The organism is Solwaraspora sp. WMMA2059 (assembly GCF_027497315.1).
Classification (GTDB): Bacteria; Actinomycetota; Actinomycetes; order Mycobacteriales; family Micromonosporaceae; genus Micromonospora_E.
In genome coordinates this window covers 3,184,949-3,206,247 of the sequence record NZ_CP114908.1, presented here as the reverse complement: position 1 = coordinate 3,206,247, position 21,299 = coordinate 3,184,949, and the positions used below count along the sequence as shown (strand labels likewise).

Genomic DNA, 21,299 nt, shown 5'->3' with positions numbered 1-21,299 from the left:
GGCACCGGACGGATCGGCGGGCACCGTCCGGGCCGATGCCGGCACCGGTGTTTGCCGGCGCAACGAACGGGTAGCGCGGTACCGGGGGCAGACCCGAGCCGAAGGAGCTATCGATGGACGACCCGATCAACCTGTCGGTGATCTACTACAGCGCCACGGGGACCACGTACCAGATGGCGCAGGCCGCCGTGGAGGCTGCGGAGAAGGCCGGGGCGCAGGTGCGGCTGCGCAAGGCCCGCGAGCTCGCCCCCGAGGAGGCGATCCGGTCCAACTCCGGCTGGCACGCGCACCGGTTGGAAGCCGAGGACGTGATGGAGGCCGAGATCGACGATCTGGCCTGGTCGGACGCGGTCATCTTCGGCACCCCGACCCGGTACGGGGTGATGGCCGCGCAGCTGAAGCAGTTCATCGACGGCAGCGGGCCGCTGTGGGCCAAGGGGGTCCTGGTCAACAAGGTGTTCTCCGGGTTCTGCTCGACCGCCACCGCGCACGGCGGACAGGAGGCGACGCTGTTGTCGCTGTACAACGTCGTCTACCACTGGGGCGGCATCGTGGTCACCCCCGGCTACGTGGAGCCGAGCCAGTTCGTCGGCGGCAATCCGTACGGCGCCTCCCACACCAGCAACAACGGCGAGATCCCGCCGGACGAGGCGGCGCTGACCGCGACCGCCCTGACCGCCCGGCGGGTGGTCGACATCGCTGCGGCGGTCAAACGCGGTCTGGCCGCCGGTTGACCGCGACCAGATCGACCAGCAGGTCCCGCAGTACGTCCAAGCCGTCCGGGCTGAGTACCGACTCGGGATGGAACTGCACCCCGGCGAAACGCGGGCCGACCAGCGCGTGCACCGCGCCGTCGGTCTCGTCCCGGCACAGCCGGACCTGCCCGTACGGAGTGGGCAGGCTCGCGGTGGCGCTGCTGGCGGTGAAACTTGAGTAGAAGCCGACCCGGCGCGGGACACCGAGAAGGTCGATCTCCCGCTGCAGTCCCTGGCTGGGCAGTGGCCGCCGGGTCACCGCCAGGCCGAGCCGGTCGGCAAGCACCTGGTGGCCCAGACAGATGCCGAGCAGCGGCTGCCCACGGTGCAGCGCGGCCTCCACGACCCGGCGCAGCACCGCCATCCGGGGCTGCGCCGGATCGGTCGGGTCACCCGGGCCGGGCCCGGCGACCAGGACGTCCGCGGTTGCCAGGTCTACCGTCGCGATCCGGTCCCAGCGGACCTGCCGGACCGCCGCGCCGAGCGCCCGCAGCAGGTGGGCGAGCATGCCGGTGAAGCTGTCCTCGGCGTCCAGGACCAACACGTCCAGATCGGTCAACCGGGACTCGGCCACCGCACCGGAAACCCGCTGCTCCAGCCAGAAGCGGGCCAGCCGGTCGTTGCGGGCGGCCAACGCGCGTACCACGGTGGGGTGTTCGGGGTGGGCGAGCGCGGCGGCGACGCCGGTGCCGGCAGTCCCGGCCGGCAGCCCGATTCCGCAGGTCACGGCCCGGTCGGCCGCCGGCCGGTCCGAAGGCGCCGCCGGTGCGGAGTCCGGACCGGAGAAGGGCGTGGAGGCCGGACCGGAGGCGAGCCCGAGCGACGCGAGGACCGCCGACGCCTTCGCGTGCGTCTCGGCCACCTCACCGGACGGTGTGGAGTGACGCACCAGGGTCGCGCCGACCGGCACGCGGATCTCCCCGGTCAGATCGATCTCGGCGGCCCGGATCAGGATCGGGGCGTCGAGTGTCTGCGCGCCGGCCAGGTCGTGGCCGAGCAGTGCGAGCACCCCGGCGTAGTAGCGGCGTCCACCGGGGCTGTACCGGGCGATCACCCGGCAGGCGCTCTCGATCGGGCTGCCGGTGACGGTCGGCGCGAACATCGTCTGCCGGAGCACCTCCCGCACGTCGTGGCAGTTGCGTCCGGCGAGCAGGTACTCGGTGTGGCTCAGCCGGGACATCCGCTTCAGGTAGGGGCCGATCACCTGGCCGCCGTGCTCGGCGACCGTCGCCATCATCTTGAGCTCCTCGTCGAGCACCATGTAGAGCTCCTCGACCTCTTTGGGATCGTCGAGGAACGACAGCACGGTGGCGAGATCCGGCTCACCCTGCGGATGCCGCAGGGTGCCGCTGATCGGGTTCATCATGGCCAGTCCGTCGCTCACGCTGACGTGGCGTTCCGGCGTCGCGCCGACCAGCACCCGCTCGCCGGTGTAGACCAGGAACGTCCAGTAGGCGCCGAGTTCGTCGCACAGCAGCCGGCGGAGCGCGCTCAGCCCGGCGACCAGCGCCGCCGAGCGGCCCATCCGGTCGGCGGCGGACCCGCCCGGTGCCACCAGCCGGGCCCGGTAGGTGCGGTGCAGTACGAAGTTGGCGCCGGCACCGTTGCCGATCTCGTCCCGCAGCACCCGGGCCACCAGGTCGGCGTACTCGTCGTCGGCGATGTCGAAGCCGCCGCCGTCGGTCGCCACCGGCGTGCCGGGCAGGTCGCGGACCGCCGCCGCGACCGGTACCTGACGGTAGGTCGACACCCGGATGCACTCCAGCGGAAGCCCGTCGTCGACGTGGGCGAACCCGCGTTCGGCGATCTGCCGGTACGGGACCACCGCCAGCGTCGCCGGCTGGTTCGTCGGTCCGGCCGGCAGCGGGATGTCCGCCAGCCGGTCGGCGCGGTGCGGTGTGCCACGGAGCAGTTCGATGACGTCGGCGCCGTCGCGCCGCAGCAGCGCGAACGGACCTGGGTCGACGCCGTCGTGCACGGCGCGCAGCAGGCTGGACAGGTGGTCGGTCATCGGGTCCCCTCGGGCTTCGGGCGGCCCGGCGAGGAACTGCCCGGGTGGGGTCCCGGTGGCCGCCTCGACGGGCGGCCGGATGGTTTCGCGCTAGACGCGCGGCGGGGCCGCCAGGTCGGCGGGCCACCAGCAGCGAGTGAGCGCGAGCATGGCGCCAGCATACCGGTCCGGGACCGTGGCTGGGTACGGTGATCGACGATGAGCATCCTCGCCCTCGATCTCGGCACCTCGTCGGTGCGCGGCCTGATCCTCGACAACGCGGCCGTGCCGCAGCAGGACGCGTTGGCCCGCCGCAAGGTGGCGTTGGCGGTCGACCGGGACGGCGCCGCCACCCTTGACCCGGCCGACTACCTGGCCGCTCTGATCGACTGCATCGACGAGCTCGACTCGGCCGGCCGGCTCGACGGTGTCGGCCTGGTCGCCTCGGCGGCCCAGTGGCACTCGGTGCTGCCGCTGGATCCCGCTGGTGCCCCGATCGGCCCGCTGATGACCTGGCTGGACACCCGACCGGCCACGTTGCCCGGTGCGGCCGCGCCGGCCGACGAAGCCGACTTCCACCAGCGCACCGGCACCTGGTGGCACCGCTTCTACTGGACGGTGCGACTACCGTGGCTGCGCCGCCACTGCGGCGGCCGGCCGGCGCGCTTCGTCGGCCTGCCGGAGTACGTGCTGGCCGGTCTGCTCGGGCATGCGCCGATGTCGGTGTCCCAGGCGTCCGGCACCGGCATGCTCGACCTGGTGACCATGCAGTGGGACCCCGAGGCCGTGCAGCTGGCCACGGTACGTCCTGGTGAGCTTCCGGAGCTGGCCCCGGCGGACTGGCGCGGGCAGCTGCGGGCCGAGTTCGCCCGGCGTTGGCCGGCGTTGGCCGGCGTGCCGTGGACCCCGACGATCGGCGACGGCGCCGCCTCCAACATCGGCTCCGGATGCCTGGACCCCAGCCGGGCTGCGGTCACGGTCGGCACCTCAGCTGCGGTACGGGTGGTCCAGTTGGCTGCGCCGGGCGTGCCGTTGCCGCCATTGCCGGCACAGCTGTGGCGCTATCGTGTCGACCACACCCGGATCGTCACCGGCCGGGCCTACTCCGCCGGCGGCAACCTCTACAGCTGGGCGAACCGGGAACTGCGCCTGCCGCAGGGAGCCGAGCTGAACCGGGCGCTGGATCTGATCGAGCCGGGTGAGGGCGTTCCTGCGGATCCCCGGTTCGGTGGCGACCGCCCGCCGGGCCGTGCCCCGGCCGGCTCCGGCGAGCTGCGCGGACTGGGGTTCGGCACCACAGCGGTCGACATCTTCGCCGGGCTGATGGAGGGCGTCTGCCGGCAGGTGGCAGGTGACCTGGACGAGATCGAATCGACGATGGACGGCCCCGTGACCGAGGTCGTTCTCGGCGGCGGCGCACTCTCCGCATCCGATTGGTGGCGCAGGGCGTTCGGTGCGGCACTCGCCCCGCGTCAGGTGCGCTATATGGCCGAGCCCGAGGTCGGTGCCACTGGGGCCACGCTGGTCGCTCTCGGCCGGTTCGACGGGCCGGGGCCGGCACGCGACATCGGCCGGACGGATGATGGTGAGTCGGCGGGTAAGCTACCCGCCAGTCAGCCACTGTATCCTTCGTGAGCCTTCCCGCAGGTCGCCGCATTGACAGCGGAACGTGGCCTGGTTGGATGGACCCCGCTCCTCGGCTTGGCCGGTGTCGGGGAAAACGGCGAGGAGGCGTGGTGGTTGCTCCCGGTGGCCCGTACGACAACGCGGTGCCGTACCCCCGCCGCCGCGTGACCAATGGTGACGGTGTGACGCCACACCGTCGTCGGCTCCGGCTGCGTCCACGGGACTGGCGGATGGGCGCGAAACTCGCCGCGGTGCTGGTCGTCCCGTCGGTGGCGTTCCTGGTGGTCGCCTCGGTGCAGACCGGCTCACTGGTCGGCCAGGCGACGGCACTCAACGAGTTCGCCCGGCAGGTCCAGATCGGCGAGCAGGTCACCGCGCTGGTACACGAGTTGCAGCAGGAACGCGACCGGACCGCCGGCGAACTCGCCGCCCGACAGAGCGGCACCGGGTACGACCCGGAGCGCAGCGTCGAGGCGCTGCAGCCGCACTACGACGCCGTCGACCGCCGGATCGCCGACTTCCTGGCCGCCGCCGGCCCACAGGCCGGCGGGGACGCGGCCTGGCAGACCGCCTACAGCCGGGTGCTCGAATCGCTGGACCAGCTGCCACCGCTGCGTGAGTCCATCTCCGGCGGCGCGGTCGGAGCCGACACCGTGTTCGGCAACTACACCCGGGCCATCGACACTCTGCTGGAGCTGCTCGCCGAACCGTCGCCGGGTCAGGACCGGCCGGAGCTGACCCAGGCGGTGCTGCGCAGCGTCCAGCTGGCCCGGGTGAAGGAGCTCGGCTCCCGGGTCCGGGCGCAGCTGTACGCCGCCGCCCGGGCCGGCCGGTACGGACCCGAGGACCAGGTCAGTCTGACCGACCTACGGGCGCAGCAACTGACCGCGCTCGCCGAGTTTCGGGTGACCGCGACCGGCAACCAGATCGCCCGGTACGGCCAGGCCGCCGCCGACCCCCGGTTCGTCGCCGCGGTGGACCTGGAGGAAACCACCATCGTCGGTGGCGCCGCCAGCCCGGCGGTGCTGGAACCGGACGCCTGGTGGGCCGCCAGCCAGGACCGCCACCAGCTGCTGCGTCAGGTCGAGTCGGGCGTGCTGGGCAGCGCGGTGAGCCTCGCCGATGCCCGCAGCGACCAGCAGCTGCAACGGACAGTGCTGGTCGCCGGGGCGGTGCTCGGGGTGCTGTTCATCGCGTTGTTCACCTCGGTGGCGATCGGGCGGTCGATCGCCCGATCGCTGCGGGTCCTGCGGAGCCAGGCGTTGCAGGTCGCCCAGCTCGACCTGCCGGACACCCTGCAACGGCTCCGTTCGGTGGAGTCCGGGGTCCCGCAGATCGAGATTCCTCCGGCGGCGGTACGCACCCGCGACGAGGTCGGTGAGGTCGCCGAGGCGTTCGTCGCGGTGCACCGTAGCGCGGTGACCGTCGCGGTGGAGCAGGCGGTGATGCGCCGCAACGTCAATGCGATGTTCGTCAACCTGGCCCGCCGCAGCCAGGTGCTGGTCGAACGGCAACTGGAGCTGCTCGACGAGCTGGAACGCGACGAGGGCGACCCGGACCAGCTGGACAACCTGTTCAAGCTCGACCACCTGGCTGCCCGGATGCGCCGCAACGACGAGAGCCTGTTGGTGCTGGCCGGGACCGAGGCTAGCCGGCGGTGGAGCCGTCCGGTGGCGCTGTCGGCGGTGACTCTGGCCGCCGCTGCCGAGATTGAGCAGTACCCGCGGATCCGCCACGACGTCGAGGACAAGCTGCACATCGTCGGGCACGCCGTCGGCGACCTGGTGCACCTGCTCGCAGAGCTGCTGGAGAACGCCACCGCCTTCTCCTCGCCGTACACCAACGTGCACGTCACCGGACACGAGTACGCGCCCCAGTCGGTTCTCATCGAGATCACCGACGAGGGGATGGGGATGTCCGCCGAGGCGATCGAGCAGGCCAACGCGACCCTGGCCGAACCGCCCGACGCCGACGTCGCCGCCTCCGAGCGGATGGGGCTGTTCGTCGTCAGCCACCTGGCCGCCCGGCTAGGGGTACGGGTGCAGTTGCGGCCGGCCGAACGGGGGCTGGTGGCCAACGTGTGGCTGCCCGGCACGGTGCTCGCGGCGCCGGACGAGGACTCGCCGTACGTCGCGTCGGTCGGCCGTAGCCCGACCGACTACCCGACCAGGGAGATGCGTGCCGTCGGCGCGGCGGTGCGGGCCAGCGCCGGTGACCCGGTGGCCGGCCGGCCACCGGCTGTGTTGGGTGGTCGTGGGCCGGCGTTCGCCCCGCCGGCCGCTCGTCCGTCGATCCCGGCGGACGAACCGGTTCCGGTGGTGCCTGCGCAACCAGCTGTGGTCGAGCAGCCGCGTGCGGTACCGGCGTTGCGTCAGATGACCGCGCTGCCGGCCGGACCGGCCGCCGGTGACCGGACCGTGGCGGTCCGGCGCGGCGGTCGCCGACCCACCCCGGCGCGGGCCGAGGCCATCCTCGCCTCCGCCGGTGGCGCCGCGGCCGGCGGCGCCGCGGCCGGCGGCGGCAGCGTCTGGTGGGAACGTCAACGTGGACCGGTCGCTCCGCTGCCACCCGCCCCAGCGCCGCCGGTGGTTCCGGTAACCGCCGGGACCAGCAGCAAGGGACTACCGGTACGGGTGCCGATGGCTTCGTTGCCCGTTCCCGCCGAATCTCCCGCAGCTCCCGTTCCGGCGCCGGTCGACGAGCCGGATCCGGATGCGGTCAGTAGCGTGCTGTCCCGCTTCTACGGCGGTGTGCGGCGGGCTGAGTCCGAGGACACCAGCGAGATGACCCTGGCGCCGGCCGGCCGCCGTGGTGAGGAGGAGCAAGAGTGAAGACTTTGAGCAAGGAGGCCCGCGACCTCAGCTGGTTGGTGAGCGCGTTCGCGGAGCGCGTGCCGGGTGTCGCGCATGCCATCGTGGTGTCTTCGGACGGTCTGCTGGTCGCGGTGTCGGAACATCTGCCCCGGGACCACGCCGACAAGCTATCGGCGGTGACCTCCGGGCTGATGAGCATCACCAGTGGTGCGGCCCAGATGTTCGACAACGACGTGGTGAAGCAGACCGTGGTCGAGATGGGCCGCGGCTACTTCCTGATCATGAATATCCGGGACGGTTCGATCCTCGCCACCCTCGCTGCTGGCGATGCGGACATCGGTGTGGTCGGCTATGAGATGGCGCGGTTGGCCAAGCAGGCCGGTGAGATGCTGACTCCGGCGCTGCGCGCCGAACTGCAGCAGGCGCTGCCGCGCTGAGCTCTCAGTCGGCGACCTCCACCAGGAGCGTGGCGAGCATGAGGTCGAGCTGGATGGAAATATCGGTGCCCACTGTGCCCTCTTGTCGGTGTGCGGCGAGTCTCGACCTTAGCTCGCCGGCCCGGTGCCGTAGCTGCTCAGGCGTGGCGCCTTCCGCCACCGAGACGCGAAACTGGTCGGCCGCGTCGCGTAGGTCAGCTGCGGCATCCGCCCTGATCCGCCCGTCAGTGGAGCCGTCGGCCACGAGCAGATCGAACTGCTCCACCACCCGCGCCGCCGTGGCCAGCAGCTCCGGCGGTGTGTCGTCCGGCCCGGTCGGGGGCCTGGCCGCCCCGGCGACCGGCGCGGTCGCTATCGGCGAGGGGGCCGCCGCGTGTTCGGCGGCCGGCAGAGGCGCGCCGAGTACCGCGGCCGCCACGACCGCGAAGGCCAGTAGCGCCGCCGCGCCGGCCCCGGCAAGACCGACCGCCGTCGAGGACATCCGGGCCCGGCCGGCGGGTGGTCGCGCGTCCGGCGGGACAGCCGGCCGCGCCGCCATCGCGGCCCGGCGCGGTGCCGGTTGGTCCGACTGGGCCACCATCGCGGCCCGCCGCAGCATCGGCCCGGCCTGCCGGGCCGGCGGTAGCCGGTCCACCAAGGTCCGGCCGCCGGGCGAAGCGCCGACCGGGCGCGGTCCGGGCAACGGGAACTCGACCATCACGCCGAGCACCGCGTGCAGGGCGTCGGCGATCTCACCGGCGGCCGGCCGCTGCGCCGGATCCCGGCTCAGGCAGGCGAGGCAGAGATCGGCGGCGGGGGCGGGCAGTCCGTCGGCGCGGGGTCGGGCCGGCGGGTCCGGTCGCTGTAGCCGGACGGCCGCCTCCCGCCAACTGCCGGCCGGTATGGGTGGTGACCCGGTCAGCATCTCGTAGCAGAGCGCGCCGAGGGCGTAGACGTCGGCCGCCGGATGGGCCGGCCAGTGAAGCAGCCGTTCCGGTGCGGCGTACGCCGGAGTGCCGAGCAACCAGCCGGCATCGGGCGCGGGTCGGCCGTCGGTCAACGCGGCGATGCCGAAGTCCAGGATCTTGGCGCCACTGGCGGTGAGCATGACGTTGCCCGGCTTGATGTCCCGATGCACCACCCCGATCCGGTGGGCGGCGGCCAGGCCGCTGGCCACCTGTGCGGTCAGCCAGACCGCAGCCTGCCAGGGCAGCGGCCCACCGGCCAGGCGGGCAGCGAGGTTCTCCCCGTCGACCAGTTCGAGGACCAGAAACGGCACCACATCGGTCTCGGTGATCGCCGCCTCGCCGTAGTCGTACACCTGGGTGACATGCGGATGAGTGATCCGGGCCGCGGCCCGGGCCTCCTGCCGACAAGCGGCCCGGACCGCTGGCGCGATCGGCGGCGTGAGCGCCTTCACCGCGACCGGTCGGTCGAGCAGTTCGTCGCTGGCCCGCCACACCTCGGACATCCCACCCAGCCCGATCCGTTCGACCAGTACGTATCTCCGGTCGAGACGCAACCCAGGACCGAACCCCATGGGCACAGTCTGTCCTGGCGCGTACCCGGCGTGGTGCGGTTTTCTGGTTACCGAGGGCGAGTTCCTCCGGAGGATGTAATCCCGGTCGTCTTCCGCGCGGCCCGGCCGTGGAACATCATCGCTGTCAGATGGCGTTCTCCGCGATCACCCGCCGGTACCAGTGCGCGCTTCGCTTGAAGATCCGCCGTTGCGTCGGGTAGTCGACGTAGATGAGCCCCCAGCGCTGCTGGTATCCCTCGGCCCATTCGAAGTTGTCCAGCAGCGACCAGACATGGTAGCTCTCCACGTTGACACCGGTGCTGATCGCCCGGTGCACGGCGGCGAGGTGATCCCGGAGGAAGGCGACCCGGCCGGGATCGTCCACCGAACCGTCCGTCGCCAACCGGTCCGGGGTGGGCAGGCCGTTCTCGGTGATCGTGATCGGCACGGTGCCGTACTCCCGGTGTACCCGGGTGAGGGCGTCGAACATGCCGTCCGGGTGGATCTGCTGCCAGCCCGCCTCCGAGGTCGGCCAGCGGCGGACCGTGCTGCCGTCTGCGGCGACGTAGAACGGGGTGTAGTACTGGACGGCCAGCAGGTCGATCGGCTCGGCGATGACATCGAGGTCACCGTCGTGTATCCCACCGGCCAGCCGGCTGGCCGGGCCGAGATCGGCCAGGACGTCCGCCGGGTAGCTGGCGAGGAAGATCGGGTCCAGGTACAGCCGGTTCTCGTAGCCGTCGTACAGCCGGGCCGCAGCGGCGGCTGCCGGGCTCGCGTCGGCTGGGTAGCAGGGATGCAGGTTGAGCGCCGGTCCGATCCGGCACGCGGCCCGCTCCGCGCGTAGCGCCTGTACGGCCAGACCGTGCGCGAGTTGGAGGTGGTGGGCCACCAGGTACGCTGCGTCCGCGTCCGGCCGGCCCGGGGCGTGATGCCCGCTGAGGTAGCCGTTCTGTACCACGGTCTTCGGCTCGTTGATCGTCAGCCAGACCGGCACCTCGCTGCCGAGGGCGTGGAACAGGATCTGGGCGTACTCGGCGAAGCGGTACGCCACGTCGCGCTGCTCCCACCCGCCGAGGTCCTGCAGGGCCTGTGGCAGGTCCCAGTGGAACAGGGTGGCCATCGGCTCGATGCCCCGCTCGAGCAGCCCGGCGACCAGTCGGCGGTAGAAGTCCAGCCCGCGCCGGTTGGGCTGACCGGTGCCGTCGGGCTGGATCCGCGGCCAGGAGATGGAGAACCGGTAGCTGTGCAGTCCGAGCTCACGCATCAGGTCCAGGTCGTGGCCGTACCGATGGTAGTGGTCGGCCGCGACGTCGCCGGTATCGCCGCCGCGGGTCCGACCGGGGGTGTGGCTGAAGGTGTCCCACACCGATTCGCCCCGGCCGTCCTCTTTGGCGGCACCTTCGATCTGGTACGCGGAGGTCGCCGCGCCCCAGCGGAAGTTGTTAGGAAAGTGCAGACCGATCGGACGTTCGGGATCGCCGCGGTGGCGGATGGCCGGGGTCGCGGAACCATCGCCTGCCGGGTCGGGCCCGGTCGCGTCGACGGGGCCGGCTTCGGTCGCGTCGGCGATGGCTCGGCCGGGGTCGGTGCCGGTGATGCGGCCGGTGCCGGCGGCGCGGCCTGGATCGCCGCTCGGATCGCCGCTCGCGGCGCGGACGGCGGAACGCTCGGCCCGGCGGTGCAGGTGCCGGCGGGACAGTACGGCCATCGGGCTCTCCTGACAGTGGTGTCCGATCCACTGCGGTGCGGCACGGGTGCGCGGATGCGCCGGTCAGGTGGCGCGGATGGGGGGATCGGCGGTGGTGGAACCGGGTCACGTCGGCCGGACGGCCGGACGGGGTGCCGGGTCGACCGATTTCCTGCCGGGTGTGGGGAAGTAGTGTGGGGACGGGGAGGGCAACCCCCGTCCCCACCATCAGTTGCTTTCACGCACGAGCGGTTTGGCGTCCAGGTCGTGCGTGACGCGCGGGAGCCGGGCCACGCGAGTGGCTCTGGATCCACCTCCTCTCCCGGGTGGTGTCTGCAGCTGCCGGCGGAGTCCGGGCTGGCCCGCCACCAGCTGTACGACCGGTAGTGGTGTGCTCCACCGGGGCGGCGGGGCACGGCAGGTACGGTGTACTCTCACGTGTTGCAACATCCATCGATGGAAGCGCTCCCATCGACGTTGGTTCTGGACTGTAGTCTCCGTCACGGGTTTGTGAAAGACCCAAAACGAGATCGAAACATGTTGGTGGCGTGAGTGAGTCCGGCCGCGCCCGACCATCGCTGATGAATTCCCTGCTCAATGCGGGTTCGTCTGGGTTCTCCGGTGGGTTGTCAAAGGTTGCCACTTGCTGCGGGAGCGCTCCCATGTAACACTGTCGACCATCGCAGGTGGGAGCCAACAGACCACGCGACAGCGGCAGCCGAGGGCATCCGACCCCGTGTCGGTACGGCGCCACGCAGTGAACCGGAGCCGCCGGTCCGGCGCTCTCCGTCGTATGCAGACCCCGGTCCGGGACGGGTCACACCCATCCGGCGCCTGGCGTCCGACGCGCTGCTCCACGACATCGCCCACCGCGCCCAAGGCGCCAAGCCGAGGTGTACCTCACTGCCTCGGCCTGGTTCGCGAGGAGAACCCCGCACATGAGATTGACCGCGACGAGACAGCGGCTGGCAATGCTCGCCGCTGGCGTGATGGTCGTCGGAGGTGTCGCCGCCGTCCCCGGCGTCGCCAACGCGGCCACCGCCTGCGACGTCGTCTATTCGACCAACGACTGGAACAACGGCTTCACCGCCAACGTGACCATCGAGAACCTCGGTGATCCGCTCACCGGGTGGACCCTGCGCTTCACGTTCCCGGGCGGCCAGCGGGTCACCCAGGGCTGGTCGGCCAACTGGACCCAGTCCGGCAACGTGGTGACCGCGACCAACGCCGCCTGGAACGGCAATCTGGCCACCGGTCAGTCAACCAACATCGGCTTCAACGGCTCGCACACCGGCTCCAACCCCCGGCCGACCTCGTTCTCCATCAACGGTGTGACCTGTAACGGCGCGTCGGAGAACCAACCGCCCACGGTCGGTTTGACGGTGCCGTCGGGGCCGTTCATCGCGCCGGCCGACGTCCCGCTGACCGCGACCGCCAGCGACGCCGACGGCACCGTCGACCGGGTCGAGTTCTACCGCAACGGGCTGCTGGTCAACACCGACACGACCAGCCCGTACCAGTACGTCATGGAGGACCTGCCCGCAGGCAGCTACACCGTGCAGGCCCGGGCGTACGACAACGCCGGCGCCAGCGCCACCGCCGAGCGGGCGTTCACCGTCAGTCCGGCCTCTGGACCGAGTCTGATCGCCACCCCGTCGTCGGTGAGTGTCAACGAGGGCGGCAGCAGCAGCTTCAACCTGCGGTTGAGCTCGGCGCCGAGCGGTAATCTGCCGGTCAGCCTTGCGATCTCCGGCGACAACAGCATCACCCGGTCGCCGTCGTCGGTCACCCTCACCCCGAGCAACTGGAACACCGGGGCGACGGTCACCGTGTCGGCCGCCGAGGACAGCGACACGGTCAGCGGCACGGCCACGATCACCGCCACGGCGAGTGGCCTGGCGCCACTGGCCATCGTGGTCACCGAGATCGACAACGACTCGCCCGGCGGCGACAACGAGTACATCGAGCGCTTCCTGGAGCAGTACGGAAAGATCAAGAACTCGGGTTACTTCAGCCCCGAGGGCGTGCCCTACCACTCCATTGAGACACTGATCGTCGAGGCCCCGGACCACGGCCACGAAACCACCTCCGAAGCTTTCAGCTTCTGGATCTGGCTGGAGGCCAACTACGGCCGGGTCACCGAGAACTGGGCGCCGTTCAACAACGCGTGGACCGTGATGGAGCGGTACATCATCCCGGGCACCGCCGACCAGCCGACCGCGGGTGTCCCCGGCACCCCGCAGTACGCTGCGGAGTACCTGCGCCCCGACCAGTACCCGTCGCGGCTGAACCAGAACGTTCCGGTCGGCACCGATCCGCTGCGCAACGAGCTGCAGTCGGCGTACGGCACCGGCGAGATCTACGGCATGCACTGGCTGCTCGACGTGGACAACGTCTACGGCTACGGCCGCTGCGGTGACGGCACCACCCGACCCGCGTACATCAACACCTTCCAGCGCGGCCCGCAGGAGTCGGTCTGGGAGACCGTCCCGCAGCCATCCTGCGACACCAAAGCGCACGGCGGCCCGAACGGCTACCTGGACCTGTTCATCGCCGAGGACAACGCCCCGGCGTCGCAGTGGAAGTACACCAACGCCCCGGATGCCGACGCCCGCGCCATTCAGGCGGCCTACTGGGCGCTGGTCTGGGCCGAGGAGCAGGGCAACGAGAGCGCGGTCGCGGCCACCGTCGCGAAAGCCGCCCGGATGGGCGACTACCTGCGCTACGCGATGTTCGACAAGTACTTCAAGCGGATCGGCAACTGTGTCGGCCCATCCAGCTGCCCGGCCGGTACCGGTAAGGACTCCGCGCACTACCTGATGTCCTGGTACTACGCCTGGGGTGGCGCCACCGACACCTCGGCGGCCTGGTCGTGGCGGATCGGCTCCAGCCACAACCACTTCGGCTACCAGAACCCGTTCGCCGCCTGGGCGCTGACCAACGTGCCGGAGCTGCGGCCGCGCGGCGCCACCGCGGTGCAGGACTGGACCGAGAGCTTCGACCGGCAGATGGAGTTCTACCAGTGGCTGCAGTCCGCTGAAGGTGCCATCGCCGGCGGTGCCACCAACAGCTGGAACGGCTCCTACGCCCAGCCTCCGTCGGGCACCCCGACCTTCTACGGCATGTACTACACGGAGCACCCGGTCTACCACGACCCGGGCAGCAACGAGTGGTTCGGCATGCAGGTCTGGTCGCTGCAGCGGGTGGCCGAGGTCTACTACGTGACCGGCGACGCCCGGGCCAAGCAGATCCTCGACAAGTGGGTGCCGTGGGCCATCTCGCACACCGAGATCGGCACCGGCGGGGACTTTGCGATCCCGTCGACCATGGAGTGGACCGGCGCGCCGGACACCTGGAACCCGAGCAACCCCGGTGCCAACAACAACCTGCACGTCGAGGTCGTCGGTACCGGTCAGGATGTCGGCGTGGCCTCGGCCTACGCCCGGACCCTGATGTGGTACGCGGCCGCCTCCGGCGACACCGAGGCCCGCGACACCGCCAAGGGCCTGCTGGACGCGTTGTACGCCAACGCCGACGCGCAGGGCTCCTCCACCGTGGAGACGAGAGGTGACTACCGTCGCTTCGACGACGTCTACAACGCCTCCACCGGGCAGGGTCTGTACATCCCGAACGGCTGGTCGGGCACCATGCCCAACGGCGACACGATCGAGCCGGGCGCGAGCTTCCTGGACATCAGGTCGTTCTACCTGGACGACCCGGACTGGCCGAAGGTTGAGGCGTACCTCAACGGTGGGCCGGAGCCGGAGTTCCGCTACCACCGGTTCTGGGCACAGGCTGACCTGGCGATGGCCTACGCCGACTTCGGTCACCTGTTCCCGAACAACTGAGACCGGTGTCCGGGTGGGCGGCCGGCCCCGCCCACCCGGACACCTCCACCGCGATCCATCACCTGAACCAACACCTACGTACCGCCGCCCCACCAAACGGTCCGGCACCGCCTGACGGCGCCGAACCTCCGCAGACGGCCTGATACCCACGGTCAGGCCCGCCCGTGGTGGGTCGGCCGGGATTGGCCAACGCAGCGATCCCGGTCGGCCCACCACATCCTTGTGTTCGTCGGCTGACGTCAGCCCCGGTAGCACCGCCAGCTGTACGCGTCCCGACGACTGCCGGCCTCGGCGACGACCGGCTCGCCGTATCGACTGGCGCAGGCGCGTCGGACGTCGAGGTCTCGGTCATGAGGGGTCCACGGCCGGACGCACTCCCATTCGGTGCCGTTGCCCGGCCACTCGCGCGGCCACGCCATCCACCCGCCGCCGTGCTCCTGCTTGCAGTAACTGTCCAGCATGCCACGGAGATCGTCGCTGTTGTCCGGGCCGAGCAGCACCGGCTCGCCGCCGCCCGGCGGTGCGGCGCTGGACGCCGGCGGGTCGTCCGATGGGGGCGGGGGAGGAGCCGGGTCCGACGCGGGCTGCTCGGGGGGCACGGCCGGCGGGTCGGCCTGGCGCACCTCGGGTGACTCCCCGTTGTCGCCGGCGGCCGGCGAGGTGTCGGTGACCTCGGCCGTGACCGTCGCGGTAGGGGCGCTTTCCGGGGTCGCGGTGGGGGTGGTCGGCGAGCCTGTCGAACTCGCCGGGTTCCACAACAGTCCGTTTCCGGAGACGAACGGCGCCGAGCACAGCAGCGCCACTGCGGCGACCGAACCGGCGGCCACCACCCAGCCGTACCGGCGGGCCAGCGCGATGAACCGGTCCGGCTCGTCCGGTGGCGCGCTCCGGGACGGTGCCGGCGCGGTCGCTGCCGGTCCAGATGCGGTGCCGGCCGGTCCCGTCGGTAGTTGTGCCGGGGCGGCGGTCAGGCCCGCGACAGCGGCGGCCGCGGGTCGGACGGCTGCGGGGCGTACCACCGGCTGCTCGACCGTCGGTTCGTCGAACGCGTCGGCCGAGCGGTTCGCGTCGGCCGATAGCTGGACGACTGGCTGCTCGACCGTTGGCTGCTCGACCGTCGGTGCGTCCGGAACCGCCGGGCCCGGCGGCCGACCGCCAGGCAGGGCCTTCAGCTCGACGGTCGGCTGCGTGAGGGCACCGTCCGCAGCGGAGTCGCTGCGTCTGGCGCCGCGAGCGGAGTCAGCAGGTTTCTCGGCCACGGGAACGCCTGCCTCCTTGTGCGGATGCGGTCGGGACAGCGTGTCACTCTAGTCACATCAGCACCGGCCCGGGTCGTACGGGAGGCCGATTCGTCACCGTAGGTCGGCCGGTACCGGACGGCGTATCCCCGGGTGCCCGGCCGGAAGCGACCGGCGGAGCACCCACCAGCTCACCGCCAGGCAGGCGGCGACCAGCGGCCAGGCTAGCGCGACCCGTAAGGCGGCCAGCGCCATCGCCTGGTCGGCGAGATAGAGCGGGACGAAGACGGCCACCCGGGTCACGTACTGCCCGACCCAGACCCAGCTGGCCCGGCCGTACGCCCGCAGCAGCGCCGGATCCCGGCGCCACCCGGTCCGTTGACCCAGCACCGCTCCCACTACCACGCCGAGCAGCGGCCGCCGGACGACGATGCTGAACGCCCAGGCCAGTGCGCTCGCCGCGTTCGACAGCAGCTGCACCAGGAAGAAGTCGGACGCCCGCCCGGTGCGTAGCGCGATCACCGCGGCGACGCAGACGGCGAGCAGCCCGATCAGCACCGACCGGGGTCGATCACCACGCCGTAGGCGTACCCCGGCGATCACCACGCCGACCGTGACCGCGCAGCACACGCCGACCCAGATCGACTCTCCGCCGGCCACCCATCCGACGCCGAACGCCACTGCTGGCAGCGTGGCGTCGATGGCGCCTCGTCGCCCACCGAGCAGTTGCGCCAGTGACTCCGCCTGGGTGTCGTCCGATGTACCGGTCACCGTCCGCCTTCCGCCGCCGTCCTTAGGTAAGGCTAACCGTTTACTGCGGTGTTCGCGGTGGCGGCTGTACGTCGGCGACGCTCCCAGCGCAGTGGACCGGGGTCCAGCGACCAGATCACCCGCTGCCACCACGGCCGCCGGGCACGCAGCGCCGCCACCCAGACGGTGGCGTAGCCACCGGCGCGCCGGGCCTGCTCGTCGTCGGTCTGCCCCGGTGCGAAGCTGGCGAGGTTGACCAGCTCGGCCAGCGGGTCGAGCCGGGGCAGTGCCGCACCGTCCGGCAACGCCCGACCGTGTCCGGCCACCTCGCTGGCGGACATGTGCCCCCCGGCCGGGTGACCAGCCAGCCGGAGCGCGTCGACCACCTCGAGCCAGGCCCCGCAGACCCGGTGCGCGGGCAGGCCGCTGTCGAGTCGCCGGTCGCGTAGCCGGCGACGCAGCAGCAGGACGACGCCGGCCCATCCGGCCGCGCCGGCCCCGGCCACCGTCGCCGCGACGACGCCGAGCAGCCAGCCGGACGGCCGACCGCCCGGCGGTGCGGAGGCCGCCGAGGGCGGTGTCGACGGCGTCGGGTCGACCGTCGGTAGCACGGACGGCGCCACAGACGGCGTCGGCTCGTCCGGTGCCGGCCGGAACTCCTCCTCGATCGGGCGCGGCGTACTGTCCGGTCGGGGCAGCGGATCGAACGGCACCCAACCGACACCGGAGAAGAGCACCTCCGGCCAGGCCACCGCGTGCCTGCCGTGCACCGTCGCGTCACCGGACGGCACCACGAACCCGACGACCACCCGGGTGGGTAGCCCCATCAGCCGGCTGAGCAGCGCGTAGGCAGCGGCGAACTGCTCGGAGGTGCCCTGCTGGCCGCCGGCGTCGCGCGGCCCGAAGAGGAAGAAACCCAGATTCGGGTACGCATGCCCGCTCGGCGCGTCGGCGACAAGCTGGTAGTGGTCGGCGAGGAACTGCTCGACGGCCAGCGCCCGCTGGTACGGCGCACCGTTGTCCCGGGCGAGCTGCTGGGCGAGCCGACGGATCTCCGCCGGCACCCCGTCAGCCACCCGCAGGGTCCGGGCCACCGACTCCCCGGCCGGCACGTCTGCGGTGGTCAGCGCGTTCAGCGGTGGTCGACGCGGCACCGAGTCGACGGCGTACGTGACGCCGGGAGTGAGACCCTCGGGGTGCAGCAAGGTGCTGCTGGCCCGGTCGTAGGCCACCCGGACGCCGTCGACCCGTACCGGGGCGGTGATCGCGGGCAGCAGCCGGCCGGACAGCTCGGCCACGGTGATCTCCTGGCGTACTGCGTCTGTCGACGAGGCGTCGGTTCGCGACGCCGCAGCGTCCTCGACCGGCGGCAGCACCCGGCCGGCGTTGCGATAGGTCCCGCCGACCCGCCAGGTGACGCCGTCGTAGTCGTGCAGCACGGCCAGAGTCAGCCGTAGCGCACCGTCTGCGGTCGGACGCGGGCCGGCCCCGGAGGCTTGCGGCCCGTCCACGGCCGGAGGCGGTGACGCGCCGACCCGCAGGTCGAACAGCGGCTGATCGGGATTGAGTGCCCAACCGGAGATCCTGATCAGGGGATTCTCGTCGAGGATTTCCACCTGCGGTGGTGCGACGTAGCGGCGTGGGTCGACGTCGGTCGTCGCGATCCGGGCCACCACCCACGGGGCGCTCACCGCCACCAGCAGCAGTACGGTGGCCGCGCCGGCGAACGACACCGCCGCCGTCCGCAGCCGTACCGTCGTCAGCGCGCCACCACCGCCACCGCTGCGCGGCCCGGACGGCTGGTTGACCGTTGCCGCCGACCCGCTCCGCCGGGCAGCGGGTGCCGGCGCCGCGGTGACCAGCAGCCCGACCGCCGCCGCCGCGACGAACAGCAGCGCCGGCCACCGGGCCGGCTCGGCGTTCGGCCCGACCACGAACGCCGCCGCGCCGAACAGCAGCAACGGCGGCAGGCAGCCGAGCAGCATGCGCCGGGCCCGCACCGCGAGCTCGGTCGCGGTGAAGCCGGCGAGCCAGCTGGCCACGACCGGAACCACCACCGTGTCCGGCACCGCCTCCATCGGGATCATCGCGGTCAGCAGCCGGGGAACCCCGTTCGCGGCGGCGTCGGCGAGCAGCCGGGTCACCGGGCCGGCCAGCTCCGCCCGGTCCGCCGCCCACCATCCGGCGGCCAGCAGGTAGCCACCCATCAGCAGGACGGACAGTGGAGCCACCTGCCAGTTCGGCAGCCGCCGGGCGCACGTGCCGACCAGCACCGCCGCCGCGCCGGCACCGGCGATCAGCCAGCTGGCCGCCGCCCCGTCGTAGATTCGGCCGAGCAGGACCGCGGCTGACCCGGTCATCGCGATCAGCGCCGCCGCCACCGCACCGAGACGCGCCAGCCCGGTCGTCCGGTCACCGGTCACCGGTCACCTGCCGCATCCCAGCCGGCGGCGAAGCTGACACCGTCGGCCGCCTCGACGAACAGCACTCCGGCCAGCCCGGTCGGGGCACCCAGCGCCGGTGCCCCGCCTGCCGACGGGTCGACGGCGCCGGTGATCCGGCCGACCAGAATGATCGCGAAGACTGCGCGCAGCGCACCGATGCGGGCGACGGCATCCGGATCACCGGTGCCGGCCAGATAGACCAGCGTGTCGCCGGGCCGTTGCTGGCGCAGCTGGTCGCAGACCTGTCGGACCGGGTCCTCGCCGGTCAGCCGGTCGGTCCCGGCCAGCGTGACCTCGGCCAGCCGGTCCAGCGGGTGCCGACTCGGCGTGCCGTCCGGCGGCGGCTGGTCGACGACCATCCGCAGCAGCACCGGAAGGTCGGCCCGGGTCGCCGCGTCGACCACCGACGCCGCCGCCTCACAGGCCGACTCGAACGTCGCCGACGCCCCGTCGGCGTGGTCGTGGTACGCGACCGTCCGGTTGTCCAGCAGCACCACCAGCCGGGGCATACTGGTGTCGACGTGTTCCCGCACCATTAGCTGGCCGATCCGGGCGCTGGTCCGCCAGTGCACCCGGCGTAGTTCGTCGCCGACGACGTACTCCCGTAAGGAGTCGAAGGTGATGCTGCCGTGCGGTACCCGGTCGATCCGGCCGTCCAGGCTGCGGGCGATCCCGGCCGGCACCGCGCGCAGTGGATGCATCTGCGGCCGGACCCATACCCGGACCGGTTCGCCGTCCGCGCGTGCGACGGCGACCAGGCCGAACGGGTCGCGCCGGAGCACCCGCAACGGGCCGACCGGGAGCACGCCCCGGCGATCGGTGGGTACCGGATAGCGCACCGTGGTCGTGGCGCCGGAGCGCAATCGGGCCAGCGGCACCGGAATCCACCGCCGGCCGCACCGTTCCTCGGCGAGGACGCTCGCCGCGCCCCAGCGCCGAAGGTTGCCGACCTGCAGCGTCACGGTGCACACGTCGCCGCGGTTCACCCGGTCGGGTTCGACGGTACGGCGTACCGACAGCCGGGGCTGCCACAGCGCGTAGCCGGCCGCATAGCCGACCACCGTCAGACCGGCGGTGCCGAGCAGCGCGAGCTCCGGATAGCCGAGCACGGACCCGACGGCGGTGAGCAGCGCGGCGGTGACGCCGAGGCCGAGACAACGGGCGGTGACGTTCATGGGCCGGTCGGCTCAGACCCCGGCCGCTGCCGGCTGGCCGGCCGGCAGCGGCACCGGGACCGACCGGACCACGTCGGCGAGCACCTCGGCTGCCGTGACGCCGCGCAGTTGGGCGTCCGCGGTGAGTAGCAGCCGGTGCGCGAAGACCGGCTCCAGCAGGGCCTTCAGATCCTCGGGCAGCACGAACCCCCGGCCGCCGATCAGCGCGTACGCGCAGGCCGCCCGGGTCAGGGCGATCACCCCGCGTGGACTGACCCCGACCCGGATCTGCGGGTGTGTCCTGGTCGCGGCCGCCAGCCGCACCGCATACCCGTACAACGGGTCGGCGATGTGCACCCGCTGCGCCAGTTGGATGAGCCGGCCGACGGTGGCCGTGTCGGTCACCGGCTCGAGTGCCTCAGGGGACCGCAGGGTCGCCCCGCGCAGCACCTCGATCTCGGTCTGCTCATCGGGGTAGCCGACCGACAACCGGACCAGGAACCGATCCAGCTGGGCCTCCGGAAGCCGGTAGGTGCCGTCCATCTCGACCGGGTTCTGGGTGGCCACCACCAGAAACGGCCGGGGCACCGGATGCCGGACCCCGTCCACTGTGACCGTGCGTTCCTCCATCACCTCCAGCAGCGCCGACTGGGTCTTGGGTGAGGCGCGGTTGATCTCGTCGGCGATGACGATGTTGGCGAACACCGGGCCGGGATGGAACTCGAACCCCTGGGTGGACTGGTTGAAGATGGTCACCCCGGACACGTCGGCGGGCAACAGGTCGGGGGTGAACTGGATCCGACGCCAGTGGCCGTGCACCGTGGCGGCGACGGCCCGTGCCAGGGTGGTCTTACCCACCCCCGGCACGTCCTCCAGCAGGACGTGGCCCTGCGCGAACAGGGCCGTCAGGGTCAGTCGCACCACCTGCGGTTTGCCCAGCACCACGGTGGAGATCTCACCGGCCAGTCGAGCGGCGGTCGAGGCGAAGCCGGTCACCTCGTGGGGCGTCAGCTGGGTGGTCGTGGTCACTGCGGCTGGTCTCCTCGCCGGGGTGGA

The 21,299-nt window shown here is 72.0% G+C and carries 13 protein-coding genes; 5 read left to right on the top strand and 8 right to left on the bottom strand.

Annotated elements, in window-relative coordinates; translation table 11 throughout:
- The first annotated feature begins 113 nt into the window (after positions 1-113).
- Entirely contained in the window at positions 114-734 is a 621-nt protein-coding gene (wrbA, locus tag O7553_RS14565) for an NAD(P)H:quinone oxidoreductase (protein WP_281555328.1), read from the top strand.
- Here wrbA and O7553_RS14560 read toward each other — a convergent pair.
- The gene (locus tag O7553_RS14560) at positions 709-2,766 is read right to left on the bottom strand and encodes an anthranilate synthase family protein (RefSeq protein ID WP_281555327.1); all 2,058 of its coding nucleotides are present in this window, start codon (positions 2,764-2,766) and stop codon (positions 709-711) included. The genes wrbA and O7553_RS14560 overlap by 26 nt on opposite strands.
- Positions 2,767-2,964: 198 nt before the next feature.
- Here O7553_RS14560 and O7553_RS14555 point away from each other — a divergent pair, with 198 nt between their 5' ends.
- From O7553_RS14555 to O7553_RS14545, 3 genes are all read left to right on the top strand, one after another.
- Positions 2,965-4,380 carry an FGGY family carbohydrate kinase gene (locus O7553_RS14555; protein ID WP_281555326.1) on the top strand — a complete coding sequence of 472 codons (1,416 nt, stop codon included), beginning with the start codon at positions 2,965-2,967 and terminating at the stop codon, positions 4,378-4,380.
- Between the two features lie 101 nt (positions 4,381-4,481).
- A complete protein-coding gene (locus O7553_RS14550) occupies positions 4,482-7,202 on the top strand; it encodes a nitrate- and nitrite sensing domain-containing protein (RefSeq protein ID WP_281555325.1) in 2,721 nt (906 codons plus the stop codon).
- A 5-nt stretch (positions 7,203-7,207) separates the two neighbouring features.
- A complete protein-coding gene (locus O7553_RS14545) occupies positions 7,208-7,621 on the top strand; it encodes a roadblock/LC7 domain-containing protein (protein WP_348650068.1) in 414 nt (137 codons plus the stop codon).
- A gap of 4 nt (positions 7,622-7,625) precedes the next feature.
- On the opposite strand, the gene O7553_RS14540 is transcribed toward O7553_RS14545, so the two are convergent.
- The gene (locus O7553_RS14540; protein WP_281555323.1) at positions 7,626-9,140 is read right to left on the bottom strand and encodes a serine/threonine-protein kinase; all 1,515 of its coding nucleotides are present in this window, start codon (positions 9,138-9,140) and stop codon (positions 7,626-7,628) included.
- A 124-nt stretch (positions 9,141-9,264) separates the two neighbouring features.
- Positions 9,265-10,830, bottom strand: a complete 1,566-nt coding sequence (locus tag O7553_RS14535; RefSeq protein ID WP_281555322.1) for a GH1 family beta-glucosidase — start codon at positions 10,828-10,830, stop codon at positions 9,265-9,267.
- A 917-nt stretch (positions 10,831-11,747) separates the two neighbouring features.
- On the opposite strand from O7553_RS14535, the gene O7553_RS14530 reads away from it, so the two are divergent.
- Positions 11,748-14,657, top strand: coding sequence for a glycoside hydrolase family 48 protein (locus tag O7553_RS14530; RefSeq protein ID WP_281555321.1), 2,910 nt, complete (start codon positions 11,748-11,750; stop codon positions 14,655-14,657).
- A 239-nt stretch (positions 14,658-14,896) separates the two neighbouring features.
- Here the strand turns inward: O7553_RS14530 and O7553_RS14525 are convergent, their stop codons facing one another.
- The 5 genes from O7553_RS14525 to O7553_RS14505 form a co-directional block, all read right to left on the bottom strand.
- A complete protein-coding gene (locus tag O7553_RS14525) occupies positions 14,897-15,916 on the bottom strand; it encodes a hypothetical protein (protein WP_281555320.1) in 1,020 nt (339 codons plus the stop codon).
- A 93-nt stretch (positions 15,917-16,009) separates the two neighbouring features.
- Entirely contained in the window at positions 16,010-16,666 is a 657-nt protein-coding gene (locus O7553_RS14520) for a DUF3159 domain-containing protein (RefSeq protein ID WP_281555319.1), read from the bottom strand.
- A 32-nt stretch (positions 16,667-16,698) separates the two neighbouring features.
- Complete coding sequence (locus O7553_RS14515; protein WP_281555318.1) at positions 16,699-19,068, bottom strand: transglutaminaseTgpA domain-containing protein; 2,370 nt, start codon at positions 19,066-19,068, stop codon at positions 16,699-16,701.
- On the bottom strand, positions 19,065-20,264 hold the full coding sequence (locus O7553_RS14510; RefSeq protein ID WP_281555317.1) for a DUF58 domain-containing protein: 1,200 nt from the start codon (positions 20,262-20,264) through the stop codon (positions 19,065-19,067). Before O7553_RS14510 ends, O7553_RS14515 begins: the two co-directional genes overlap by 4 nt.
- Before the next feature lie 12 nt (positions 20,265-20,276).
- Positions 20,277-21,272: a MoxR family ATPase gene (locus O7553_RS14505; RefSeq protein ID WP_281555316.1), complete on the bottom strand. Its 996-nt coding sequence runs from the start codon at positions 21,270-21,272 to the stop codon at positions 20,277-20,279.
- Between the last annotated feature and the right edge of the window lie 27 nt (positions 21,273-21,299).

What these genes read in the sequence shown, in the direction of transcription:
- wrbA (WP_281555328.1), top strand. Translation starts at nt 114, where the DNA reads ATGGACGACCCGATCAACCTGTCGGTGATCTACTACAGCGCCACGGGG.
- O7553_RS14560 (WP_281555327.1), bottom strand. Translation starts at nt 2,766, where the DNA reads ATGACCGACCACCTGTCCAGCCTGCTGCGCGCCGTGCACGACGGCGTC.
- O7553_RS14555 (WP_281555326.1), top strand. Translation starts at nt 2,965, where the DNA reads ATGAGCATCCTCGCCCTCGATCTCGGCACCTCGTCGGTGCGCGGCCTG.
- O7553_RS14540 (WP_281555323.1), bottom strand. Translation starts at nt 9,140, where the DNA reads ATGGGGTTCGGTCCTGGGTTGCGTCTCGACCGGAGATACGTACTGGTC.
- O7553_RS14535 (WP_281555322.1), bottom strand. Translation starts at nt 10,830, where the DNA reads ATGGCCGTACTGTCCCGCCGGCACCTGCACCGCCGGGCCGAGCGTTCC.
- O7553_RS14530 (WP_281555321.1), top strand. Translation starts at nt 11,748, where the DNA reads ATGAGATTGACCGCGACGAGACAGCGGCTGGCAATGCTCGCCGCTGGC.
- O7553_RS14510 (WP_281555317.1), bottom strand. Translation starts at nt 20,264, where the DNA reads ATGAACGTCACCGCCCGTTGTCTCGGCCTCGGCGTCACCGCCGCGCTG.